Genomic DNA, 11,484 nt, shown 5'->3' on the forward strand with positions numbered 1-11,484 from the left:
ACCGGGCGAGACATGACGCAGAAGGACGATGTCACGCAGTGGCGAAGCGAGTTCCTCGATGCATTCGACGAGGGCGATGAGACCCGGGCGCGTGCCCTGGTGTCCCATCTCGGCGCGCGCAAAGCCCGGCCCCTGCTGGAGGCCATGCTGGAGGACCCGGATGCATTCGTGCGCCAGGCAGCGGCATTCGGCCTCGGCGAACTGGGCGGTGCCGCCAGCGCCAGGCGCCTCGAGCATCAGCTCGCCCTGGAGGAAGCGCGGGGGGACCACGATGGAGCCGCCGTCGTGGAAGCCCTCACGCAAGCCCTGGGACGCATCAAGGGGACGAGCGCACGAGAGAGCCTGATACGCAGGCTGCAGCGGCTGAGCGCCACTGGCGGACCAGAGCCCGCGGATTTGAATGACGTGGCCTGTGCACTGTGGCGCAACCGGCACCCGGAGCTGATTCCAATCGTCCGACAGGCGGTGGAGACACTCGGGCGTCCATCGCCCACTGTCTTGCATGGCCTGCTCGTACTGCTGGAGACGTCCCCGGAAGAGCTCCGTGCATGGGCTAGCGATGACTCCATCCCCCTCGAGCTCAAGGGTGAGGTGCTCACGGTACTTACCGAGGAGATACCCGAGACACTTGTCTCCACCTTGCCCGCGTTCATCTCCTCGGCATGGCCGCAGGTGGAGACGGCCGCGAAGCACAAAGGCGCGGCATCAGGCTATTGTGTCGCGTTGTTCTCCCTGCTCCTTCTGAGCCCGGAGCGTCTCCTCCCCATGCTCCCGGAAGCAGACCGCTCCAGGTTGCGTGACATGGCCCGGAAGCTGGTCGCGGCGACCTCTTCTCTCAAGTGCGCCCTTCAAACCGCTGTACTGCTCAGGCACCTGGGCCAACCGGAGGATGCCGCGCTCCTCGAAGCGCACCGGCCAGCAGATCCCGGCCTGGCCAAGGTCTTCGATGATGCGGCCCTGGCGCTGCGCGGACGTCCCTGACTTCTCGGATGACAAAGACTACCGGCGCGCGGTCCAGCGCAGCATGAGGCTGCGCAGCGAGCCCATGAACACGCCCACCACCACCGCGAGCAGGAAGATGATGACGATGGTGGTGGCGCCGAACACCAGGCGCACCACGGACTCGCGAATCTTGCCGTCGAAGTAGGCCGTGCGCAGCGGCTGCAGCCACCCCACCAGCTCCAGCGCCTTCGCCGGCAGCGAGTCGAGCGACAGGGAGAGCCGCTGCAGGAAGATGGACGGCCACAGGCGCCGCGCCCCCTCCACTCCGATCCCCACCAGCAGATAGAGGACGGACAGCAGGAAGGCATTGCCTCCCATGATGCGCATCAGCGGCAGCGGGGGCGGGAGCGGAGACTGGGACTCGTGCACGCTACCGGCCTCCCAACTTGCGCTGGAGCGGCTTGAGGGACTTCTTCACCCGGGCCGCCTCGGGAGACGCTCCCGCGAGCTTCAGGAACTTCCCATAGGACTGCACGGCCTTCTCCGTCTCCGCGGGGTTGCGCACCAGCGCGTCCGCCAGAGTCAGCCACGCCAGTCCGTCCACGGGCTCCAGCTCCACCGCGCGGTTGAGCGCCTTCATCGCCGTGGCCTCGTCGCGCTGCTTCAGCGCCACCTGACCCAGCACCAGGTGGTTGCGTCCGGAGAAGGGCTCCAGCCGCACCGCCTCGTCCGCGGCCGTGCGCGCGTCCTTCAGCGAGCCCGCGGCCAGCAGCACCCGCGCCATGGCCGCCTGGGCGAACGCCTTGTCCCACGTGGTGGCCGCCTTGTCGGCAATCCCCTGCAGCACCTTCGCCGCGGCCTTTCCGCCCGAGTCGTCCACCCAGTGCTCACCCGCGAGGCCGCACGTCGTGTCCGGACCCTCGCGCCGCGCCGCCTCGTAGGCCTTGCCCGCGTTGGCCTCCAGGCCCTGCCGCAGGAACGCCCGGGCGATGCCGCAGAACGTCTCCGCCGACTTGCTGTCCAGCTTGTTGGCGCTCTCCAGGGCGCCAAAGCCACCCTTCGTATCTCCCAGCGCGAAGAGGATCTCCGCGCGCACGCGGTACGCCTCGGGATCGTTCGCCACCAGCTTCACCGCGCGCCCGGACGCCGCCTCCGCGTCCTTCGTCTTCCCCGTCTGGAAGAGGGCCATCGCGAAGCCCTTGTGGGCCCCCGCGGCACCCGGGTTGTCCAGTTGCCACTCCTCGAACTGCTTGAGCGCCTCGGGGATACGGCCCAGCGCCAGCAGCGCCCGGCCGAGCGCCTCGCGCGCCTCGCCGTGCGCGCCATTGCGCTCCACCGCCTGCGTCAGCGGCTTCATCGCCAGGTCCGGCAGCCCCCGGGCGATGAGCAGCCGGCCCAGCGCGCACGAGGCCTCGTAGTCCCGCGAGCCCTCCGCCACCGCCGCCTCCAGCACGCTGCCCGCCTTGTCCAGCGCCTTGTCCTGCCAGTGCAGCAGCCCCAGCGCCGTGCGCACCTGCGCCTTGGCCGTCTTCGTCGCCGCGAGCGTCTTCTCCAGGGCCTCCCGCGCCCGGTCCCGCTCGCCATCGGCGGCGTCGGCCTGCGCCAGATAGATGATGGCCTCGGCGGGGTAGCGGTCCTCCACGCGCGTACGGACCAGCTCCACCCGGGCGCGCTTGAAGTCTCCCAGCTTCGTGTACGCCGCGGCCCGCACCAGCGCCACCTCGCGGCCCTCCCCTTCCACCCGGGAGAGCACCTCCGACGCACGATCGCGGTCCAGCAGCGCCCGGCCCAGGCCCGCCGCGGCCTCCTCGCCGCTGGGCTTCAACGTCAGGGCCTGCTCGAAGGCCCTCTGCGCTCCGGCCATGTCTCCCGCCACGCGGTTCGCCTCGCCGAGCGCCAGGAAGGTGTCGTAGGCCAGCGGGCCCTTCGTCCCCTCGGACAGCAGGGTCCGCGCCTCGCTCGCCTTGCCCAGGGCAGTCATCAGCCGGCCCTGCACCAACCGCTGGCGCTCGCGCAGGGAGGCGGGCAGTGCATCGCCCGTCAGCCCCTGCACTTCCGAGAGGGCCTGCGGCAGATCCTGGCCGAGCTCCAACCGGCTCTCCGCGACGCCGAGACGCGCCACCGGGTGCTCGGGGGCCAGCTTCGCCGCGGCCGTGTACATCTTCAGGGCGTTCACCGGATCGCCCGCGTCCCGGTACCAGGCGCCGAGCGACACCAGGGCGCGCACGTTGCGCGGCGACAGCTTCAACGCGCGCTCGAGACGCTCGAGGCCCTCCTTCTCATTGCCCTGCTCCAGCAGGACGGCGCCGGCCATCCCCAGCGCCTCCGGGCCCTCCAGCTTCGCGTTCAGCAAGGCGCGGCGGGCGGCGTCACGGCCCTGGGCATCGGCCACCAGGACGTCCACGAGCAGGGCGCTCGCGGGGTGCTCCGCGCGCACGTTGGGGCGTCCGAGCGCGTCGAGCGCCTGGGCCCGCTCCTCGGCGGAACCCGTGTCGGCGTGCCGCAGGGCGTGGGCATAGGCCGAGAGCGCCCAGGCCCGGGTGTTCTCGTCCTCCAACCGCACCACGTGGGAGAGCAGCGCGAGCGACTCCTGCCGGGAGGCCGCCGTGTCCTGCTCCAGCAGCCGGGAGACGCGATCCAACGCCGCGGAGAGCGCCTGGCCCCCCTGCTTCGCCCGCACGACGAGGAACAGGCCGCACAGCAGCACCAGGACGGCCGCCGCCACCACCGCCTTCACCGCTCGGGGTGGGAGGAAGGCGGCCGCGTCCTTGGGAAGGAGCTTGTCGCGCAGCTCGCGCTCGTAGGCCGCCGTGAGGGCCGCCACGTCCTGCACGGGAGCCTTGGCCGGAGCGGCGACGGTCGCGGGGGCCACCGGGGTGGGCGCGGCCGCCTCGGGCAGCTCCGCGAGCAACCCGCGCCGAGCGCCCGTCCCACCCGAAGAGACGTCGGGGACGGAGTGCAGGGCCGGAGCCTCGGGCTCCTCGGGAGCGGCGGAAGCGGGCTCGGACTCCAGCGGCGGGAGATCCGCGAGCAGCCCACCCTCTTCCTCGGGAGCGGCCTCGACGGGAACCGACTCCGGCGCCTCCTCACCCGCGGCGGCTTCCGCCGGCACGGCCGGAGGCTCCTCGTCGACGGTCAGCGCCTCCTCGAGGGCCTCGGGCGGTGCGGCTTCGGACGGCGCGGCCTCGGACGGCGCGCCTCCGTCGATGTCACTGGCCTCCAGCGACAGCTCGACAACAGGTGCCTCGGGCGGTGCGGCCTCCACGCCCTCCAGCACCGGCTCCGGGGCCACCGCCGCCTCGACGGTCGCCGCTTCGGGTCCCAGCTCTGGAACCGCGGGGGCCTCGGCGGACCCGGACGCATCCGCCTGCGCGGCGGGCTGCTCCTCCGCCGACGTGGGCTCCAGGGCGTTCAGGTCTCCGAAAGCCGGTGCCGGCCCACCGGCCAGAGCGGCCTGCGCCTGCTCCATCCATCCGCGCACGCGGGCGTCATTCGGCTGCAATGACAGCGCCTTGCGCAGGATGGGCAGTGCCGAGCGGTACAAGCCCCGCTGCAGCAGCACCTCGGAGATGAGGTTGTAGGCGTGCGGGTTTTCCTTGTCGATCGACACCGCTTGATCGAACTGCGCCATCGCCTCGGCGGGGCGCCCCATCAAGATGAGGGCCTTGCCCCACAGCACCCGCCCCGTGACCGAGTTGGGATGGTGGGAGATGCCTTGCTCGCACACGGCGATGGCACGGGCGTGCTCGCCCTTGGCGACCAGCGCCTTGGCCAGCTCGACGAACACCGATGATGCAGGATCCTGGGCGAGGAGCTGCTCGTAGCGCTCCACCAACGATTTGGCCATGCGGCCCGGGACCATAGCACCGGCGCCTCTCCCGTTTCGCCCCCTCTGGAATGGGTGCTAGCGTCCTCCGGGTGATTCGCCTGCTTGCTGTCCTGCTCGTTTTCGCCCTCGGTGCGGGCTGTGCCCACACGAAGAAGAAGTCCGACCTGGAGACTCTTCGCCCCGTGGTGGAAAGTTTCCACCAGCGCGTGCGCTGGAAGGACTACCGCATCGCCGCCCGCCTCATCGTCCCCGAGCGCCGTCAGGATTTCGAGAGGGCCCGCCGGGAGAAGCAGGACGAGCGGGACCTGTCCATCACCGACTACGAGATAGAGGATGTCGAGGTGGTCGAGGAGGGCCAGCGGGCCATCATCACCAGCCGCATCAAGTGGATGCGCCTGCCCTCCATCTCCGAGCAGAGCGAGACCGTCACCTCCGAGTTCATCTTCCGCGACGGCAAGTGGATGCTGGAGAAGCAGTCCGGGGGACCCTTCGACGGAGAAATCCCCTGAAAAAAAACCGCCCACCATCCCGGGGCCGGCCGAGATGGTGGGCGTCGGAGGTTCCCCCATGGAACCGCCCTAGACAGGTCACGGGGTGGGAGGCATCGAGGGCCCGCCCCCACCGCGTTTCATGCCCTGTCTCTAGAGCAATGCGGGTGCCACGCCCCCGGCGGCGCGCAACCCACCTGAAATCAAGGGGTTGCGCGCCCGCACCGGGGAAAAACCCGTGCCGGAAAAGCCAGGGGGCCTGACACGAATGTCAGACTCCCCTCGGAGCCCCACGAGTGGGGACCCTGACAGCACGGACAGGGGAACCCCTTATCCGCCGCCTACTCGCCGATGACGGAGCGGATGGTGTCGCGCATGGAGAAGCGCGGCTTCCAGTCCACGTCCTTCTGCCAGCGCGAGCCGTCCACGTTGCAGAGGAACTGGATGTGGTCGAGCTCGGGCGGGGGGAAGTTGGCGAGCCGGTACTTGAAGAGGAGGCCGAGCAGGGGCCGGGCCACGGGGTGTGGCACGGGGACGGCGCTGTGGCCCAGCTCGCGGTGGATGGAGGACAGGGGCACCTCGCCGGGGCCCACCACGTTGTAGACGCCCTTGGGCTCGGGGCGCAGGGCGGCCTCCACCATGGCGCGCGCCACGTCGTCCACGTGGATGAGCTGCACCATCGGATCGAACCCCGCCAGCACCCACGGGCGGTTCAGGCGCAGGTAGTTGCTGGGGGCGTTCTTGATGGTGGGCCCCACGATGTGGACGGGCCGGAGGATGACCGTCTGGACGTCAGGGTGCTTCCAGAAGAAGCCGTGCGCGAGCATGTCCACTTCGATGAGATCGCGCACGCCCGAGAAGCGGCTGGCCGCCATGAGCGGCGCGTCCTCGGTGAGGAAGTTGGAGTTGTCCGGGCTGGGGCCGTAGACGTTGGCGGAGGAGAGGACCACCACCTTGGGCACCTTGTAGCGGGCGCAGTACTCGAGCAGGCGCGTGGTGCCCACCACATTGAAGGAGTGGTGCTCCTCCTCGCTCATGCGCGGGTCGTGCATGATGCCCATGTGGATGACGGCGCGGATGTCGTTCTTGCGGAAGACGTCCTCGGCCTTCTTCTTGCGCAGATCCAACTGGTGCATCTCGATGTCCTTCGGCCGGCCCACGAAGGGACGCCGATCGATACCGATGATGCGCTCGTGCTTGTGCAGCACCTTGGCCAGGGCCCGGCCCAGGTTGCCACTGATGCCGGTGATGACGACGGCCGGTCTCTTGGAAGGATCCTGATTCATGGCGCGGGTGCCGGGCGTGTCACCAGAAGACGCCCTGACGCTCCTTGAGTCCCTGGTTGAGCATGCCCTGGATGGCGGTCTTCACGGTGCGGACCTTCTTGTCCAGCTCGCTGTCCTCGTCATCGGCGCGGCCGGTGAAGCGCAGCGGATCTCCGAAGTAGATGCGGTACTTGGTGGGCAGGGGCAGGGGCATCCCGGTGACGGTGAGGGGGAAGGAGGGGAAGCCGAGCAGCTTCGCCAGGGGCTTCACGTCCACCAGCGCGGGGGACTGCTCCTCGGCGCCCACCACGGCGATGGGGACGATGGGGGTGTCCGTCTCCAGGGCCAGGCGCATGAAGCCCAGGCCGAAGTCCTGCAGCTGGTAGCGCTGGGGCCACAGCTTGCCCAGGCCGCGCACGCCCTCGGGGAAGACGAGGATGGCCTCGTCGGCCTCCAGCAGGCGGCGGCAGTTCTCCGGGGTGCCGACGATCTGCCCCACCCGGGCCATGAAGGTGGAGACGTAGGGCAGCGAGGGCACCCACTTCTCCACCATGCTGCGGATGGCGCGCGGCGGGTCCGCCTCCAGCAGCAGGGCCACGCCGATCATCGCCCCGTCCATGGGCAGCTGGCCGGAGTGGTTGGAGATGAGGAGGACGCGCCCCTTGGGCACCTTCTCGACGCCGAAGGTCTCCACCCGGTGGTAGTTGCGGTAGAGCCAGAAGAAGGGGGCGAGCGCCGACAGGCTGTAGTCGAGGTTGAAGCCGAAGGGATCCACCCCGTACTCGTTACCGGTGCGGGCGAGCGCCTGGAGGCGCTCCTTGCGCTCTGGCCCCACCATGCGCTCCGTCCACTCCCGGAGCTCCTGCTTCACCTTGTCGGAGAGCTGCTCGAGCATGGGGGCGTGTCTACACCATCGTCCCCCGGGCTGGGAGGGAATCGGGGCCGGGTGCCTGACGGGGACGTCCATCCGTGCACGTCCGTGCAAGTCCCGGCGCCCATTCCGGGGACGCCCCCGCCGGGCACTCGCCACGCTGCCTGCCCCCGGGCTTGTGGGCCCCTCCTCCCCTCCCCAGCTTTTCGGCATTCAACACGTCGAGCACACGTCAAGGAGGACGGACATGCGGACGAGGCGATGGCTGTGGAGCGCGGGACTGCTGGCCGTGGTGGGCCTGGGCGCGGGCTGTGCCCATGACGAGGCGAAACAGGCGCGCAACCGGGGCGAGCAGGTGGGCGAGGCCTTCGCCCAGAAGGTCCGCTTCGCGGATCAGCTCTCCCTGCTCAACCAGGAGCAGATCGTCCTGGGCTACCTGGCCCTCGAGCGCTCCGAGAACCCCGAGGTGCGGCGCTTCGCCCAGGAGCTGATCCGCGACCACCAGCGCAACCAGGAGGATCTGGAAACGCTGGCGGAGTCCAAGGCCTTGTCGCTGTCCACCGTGGAGCTGGCCACGGACGACCTGGCCATCGGCGGCGCGGGCGCCGAGGGCGCTTCCCGAGGCCTGGAGAAGGGCCAGGAGAAGTACGACAAGAAGTACGACAAGCAGGTGGAGAAGTTCTACGAGAAGCGCGACGAGCTGGCGGGCCTGAGCGGCCGCGACTTCGACAAGGCCTTCCTGAAGGAAGTGACGGACGGCCAGGATCGCGGCAAGGAGCTCGTCGAGGAGGGCCTGGACGAGTACCGCGACGACACGACCCTGGCCGTGTTCCTCGGGAGGACCGCCCCCGTCCTCAGCGGCCACCTGCAGCGGGCCGAGCTGCTGAAGGGCTACCTCAAGGACTGAGCGGCCCCGGCCCCAAGCCCGAGGCTCCACCCCCGATACTCCCCTTCCCCGGGTCCACTGGGGAAGCGAGGAGGAGCCACGGATGAAGGCAGGCTCTGGCACCCGTCTCCACGGCACGAGGACAGACGCTGGCCGGCCGCTACGCGGCGCCCAGATGGCCTGGCCTGAGCGGTATGGGCGAGGTCGCGGACGTGGGCACCCTTCCCGCCTCAGCCCCCGCGCTGGGAGGGAAACGGGCCCCGCGACAAAGACCGGGCAACTCCAGTTCAGACGCTCAAACACACCCGGCCGACTTCAAGTGTAGATATCTACACTTGAAAATGTGGGACAAAAACCCACACCAAGTGTAGATATCTACACCTGACCCGGGAAAGGGCCCGCGTTCTCGAATGCATGGCGACAAGGGCGTGGCGGCTCCCTGGCCAACCCATCGCTCTGCTCATCAGCATGGGGTCCATTTGGTGACGTTGCTCGAACCGACCCTTCAAGTGAGGTGGGGGGGACTGACTTATCCGTCCACATTTCGCCGGGTCTGACCTCTTTCACGCGTTTCCCATTCTCACAGGTCGCTTTGTCATCATGACCTGCGCGGTTGGACAGGGCTTGCCATGGATTGTGTGCCGTGCTACCCGTTTGGCCTTTCCCTGCGGGAAACCCAAAGAGTAACCGGAGGTGCCGTCATGCCGAGCGAAGCCCATTCGCTTCGGAAGAGGACTCCTCTTGCCCGCTGACATCTCCGGCGTGTGGGGTCCCACCGCGCCCAGCACTCCCGTGCTCTCCTCCCTGGAGTCATGAATGTCCGAGCCGACGGATTCCGACAGGCCCTTCTCCCCACTCGACTTCGAAGCAGACAAGTATCGCTACTCCATTCAACGCCCCCTGGTCTCCCACCCGGATTACGACACCCTGCTGATCGCCTCTCGCCAGTCCACCGAGGGAGGCGATCTCAAGCGGGTCATCCTCAAGCCCATTCTGCTGGGGCATGGGCATGAGTTGCGCACCCGGGCCGTGGAGGAGGTGCACCTCTCCAGTTTCCTGCGCCACCCCAACATCGCCAGCGTGCTCGGCTCCGCGTTCAACGACGAGATGGCCTATGTCGTCATGGACATGGACCCCGGCCGCTTCCTCCTCTCCATCATGGACACGGCCATTTCCGTGCAGCGCAAGCTGTCTCATGGTTTCGCGGCCTACGTAGCCGCCGAGGTGGCGGACGCACTCGACCATGCCCACCGCGCCGTGGATGACGAGGGCAGAGCGCTCCACCTCGTCCACCGCGCCGTGGGACCCATGAGCATCCGCCTGGGCCACAACGGGCGGGTCCAGCTCACCAACCTCGGCGCGGCCTGGTCGGAGTTGATGGGCCGCATCCGCACACCGCCCCAGATGCTCCGGGGTGACCCGGCCTATACCGCTCCGGAAATCCTGCGGGGTTTCGAAAAACCCGAGGCGGGACAGCGCGACCCGCTCACCCCCCTGGCCCTGGACGGACGGGCCGACATCTTCTCCCTGGGCCTGGTGCTGTTGGAGATGCTGCTGGCCCGCTACCCGCTCGACCCGCCCGACACCCTGTGGCTCGACATCGAGCTGCGCTTCCCACCCGAGGTGCGCGGTGAGCGGCCTTCCTCCCTCCTCCCCCTGGAGACATTGGCCAACCGGCTCCTGCACTTCGGTCCAGAGGAGGTGCAACACGCGACCCGGGAACTGCCGGAACCGCTGCGGCGCATCGTCACCAGGGCCCTGCGTCCCGAGCCCGCCGAGCGCTATGCAACGGCGGGCCAGATGCGCGACGAGCTGCGCGACTTCCTCCAGGCAACCGGACAACCCCCCTACGGTGCGAAGCAGGCGAAGGCGGAAGTGAAGCGGCTCTTCGCTCTGGCCTCGGCTCCCGCCGAGCTTCCGGCCTATTCCATCGTCGAGATGGGCGTCCTGCCCGTGCCTCCGGACATGAACCTCGAGGATGAGGATTGAGACCCGCCATGAGGGTTCGACACAAGACACGGGATGCACTCTCCCGCGACTTCGCGAAGCGGGTGCGGGAGGCACGCGACAAGGCGGGGCTGACACAGTGGGAGGCCGCCGAGCGCATGGGGATTGCGACGGAGGTATACGGCCGCATGGAGCGGGGCCTGCTGCTTCCGAGCCTGCCGACGCTGCTGCGGCTCTGCGGTGCGCTCAAGGTGGATGCCAACGCGTTGCTGGGATTTTCCTCCAAGCAGGCCCCCGCCTGGCTGGAGCGGCCCATGGCCATGGACAACGAGCGGCCCGCGCTCCGGCGTCTGGTACGCACGGCGCGGCAACTGCGACCGAGGCAACTCCACGCGCTGAGCACCGTGGCCAACGCCATGCGGCCCACTGAGGAGGCAGGGGATGGACGCGACTCCAGCTCAACCACGGGCTGAGGGCTCGCCGGGCGTGGCGTTGCGGCGCTCCTTCGGGAAGGCGGCCCGGGCCGTGCGCCTCCGCCTGGGGCTCACCCAGGCTCAGGTCGCCAGGCGCGCGGGGACGACTTCGGGTGTCTATGGCCGCATCGAGCGGGGGGACATGATGCCCAGCGTGCCCAACCTGCTGCGCCTTTGCGAGGCGCTGGAGACCTCTCCGGACGTGTTGCTGTCCCACGGGCTCGCGGAGGAACAGGTCCCCCCGGTGCCCACCCGGCCCGCTCCGGACGAGCCGCCCGAGGTGAGCCGCATCGTCCGCCTGCTGCGCGGCTGGTCCCGTGAGCGTCTGGTGCTGCTCCGCAAGCTGGTGGAACTGGCGGACCTGGAGTTGCACCGCTGAGCGGCCCCACCGTGCCGCCCGGCACACACGAGTCAGGAAGACGCAACGAATGGAAACCGGACAGCTCACCAAATCCCTGGGAGAGGTGGCCCGGGCTGCCCGAGAGCGGCTGGGACTCACCCAGGCCCAGGTCGCGCGGCAGCTGGGAATCGCTCCCAATGTGTATGGCCGCATCGAGCGGGGCCACATGATGCCCGCCGTCCCCACGCTGCGCAGGCTGGCCTTGGTGCTCGGCCTGTCCGCTGACGTGCTGCTGGCCCTGGGCCGCGCGGACGTGGCCCCCTCGCTGGAGGCACCGCCTCCCGAGGACAACCTGTCCCCGGAGCTGCGACAGACGGTACGCATGCTGCGCGGCTGGTCCCCCGCCAGGGTGAAGTGGCTCAACCGCATCCTGAGGGCCATTG

The 11,484-nt window shown here is 69.3% G+C and carries 11 protein-coding genes; 7 read left to right on the forward strand and 4 right to left on the reverse strand.

What is annotated here, in order from left to right; all coding sequences use genetic code 11:
• The first annotated feature begins 12 nt into the window (after positions 1-12).
• Positions 13-981, forward strand: a complete 969-nt coding sequence (locus BO221_RS30630; RefSeq protein WP_073564356.1) for a HEAT repeat domain-containing protein — start codon at positions 13-15, stop codon at positions 979-981.
• An 18-nt stretch (positions 982-999) separates the two neighbouring features.
• On the opposite strand, the gene BO221_RS30635 is transcribed toward BO221_RS30630, so the two are convergent.
• Both BO221_RS30635 and BO221_RS30640 read right to left on the reverse strand, forming a co-directional pair.
• A complete protein-coding gene (locus BO221_RS30635; protein WP_073564413.1) occupies positions 1,000-1,320 on the reverse strand; it encodes a hypothetical protein in 321 nt (106 codons plus the stop codon).
• 52 nt (positions 1,321-1,372) lie between these two features.
• Complete coding sequence (locus tag BO221_RS30640; protein ID WP_073564414.1) at positions 1,373-4,789, reverse strand: tetratricopeptide repeat protein; 3,417 nt, start codon at positions 4,787-4,789, stop codon at positions 1,373-1,375.
• A 71-nt stretch (positions 4,790-4,860) separates the two neighbouring features.
• Here BO221_RS30640 and BO221_RS30645 point away from each other — a divergent pair, with 71 nt between their 5' ends.
• The gene (locus BO221_RS30645) at positions 4,861-5,280 is read left to right on the forward strand and encodes a hypothetical protein (protein WP_073564357.1); all 420 of its coding nucleotides are present in this window, start codon (positions 4,861-4,863) and stop codon (positions 5,278-5,280) included.
• A 320-nt stretch (positions 5,281-5,600) separates the two neighbouring features.
• Here BO221_RS30645 and BO221_RS30650 read toward each other — a convergent pair whose 3' ends face one another.
• Both BO221_RS30650 and BO221_RS30655 read right to left on the reverse strand, forming a co-directional pair.
• The gene (locus tag BO221_RS30650; protein ID WP_073564358.1) at positions 5,601-6,545 is read right to left on the reverse strand and encodes an SDR family oxidoreductase; all 945 of its coding nucleotides are present in this window, start codon (positions 6,543-6,545) and stop codon (positions 5,601-5,603) included.
• A 19-nt stretch (positions 6,546-6,564) separates the two neighbouring features.
• Positions 6,565-7,419, reverse strand: coding sequence for a lysophospholipid acyltransferase family protein (locus BO221_RS30655; RefSeq protein WP_073564359.1), 855 nt, complete (start codon positions 7,417-7,419; stop codon positions 6,565-6,567).
• Between the two features lie 223 nt (positions 7,420-7,642).
• Between BO221_RS30655 and BO221_RS30660 the strand changes: the two genes are divergently transcribed.
• From BO221_RS30660 to BO221_RS30680, 5 genes are all read left to right on the forward strand, one after another.
• A complete protein-coding gene (locus BO221_RS30660) occupies positions 7,643-8,302 on the forward strand; it encodes a DUF4142 domain-containing protein (protein WP_073564360.1) in 660 nt (219 codons plus the stop codon).
• 795 nt (positions 8,303-9,097) lie between these two features.
• Positions 9,098-10,270, forward strand: a complete 1,173-nt coding sequence (locus BO221_RS30665; RefSeq protein ID WP_073564361.1) for a protein kinase — start codon at positions 9,098-9,100, stop codon at positions 10,268-10,270.
• 8 nt (positions 10,271-10,278) lie between these two features.
• A complete protein-coding gene (locus BO221_RS30670; protein ID WP_073564362.1) occupies positions 10,279-10,701 on the forward strand; it encodes a helix-turn-helix domain-containing protein in 423 nt (140 codons plus the stop codon).
• Entirely contained in the window at positions 10,670-11,080 is a 411-nt protein-coding gene (locus BO221_RS30675; RefSeq protein WP_083681591.1) for a helix-turn-helix domain-containing protein, read from the forward strand. The genes BO221_RS30670 and BO221_RS30675 overlap by 32 nt, the downstream gene beginning before the upstream one ends.
• A gap of 49 nt (positions 11,081-11,129) precedes the next feature.
• Positions 11,130-11,484: helix-turn-helix domain-containing protein (locus BO221_RS30680; RefSeq protein WP_073564364.1), on the forward strand; the 355-nt coding region annotated here is incomplete at its 3' end.

The sequence above is a fragment of the Archangium sp. Cb G35 genome (assembly GCF_001896145.1).
In the GTDB taxonomy this organism is placed as follows: Bacteria; Myxococcota; Myxococcia; order Myxococcales; family Myxococcaceae; genus Archangium; species Archangium violaceum.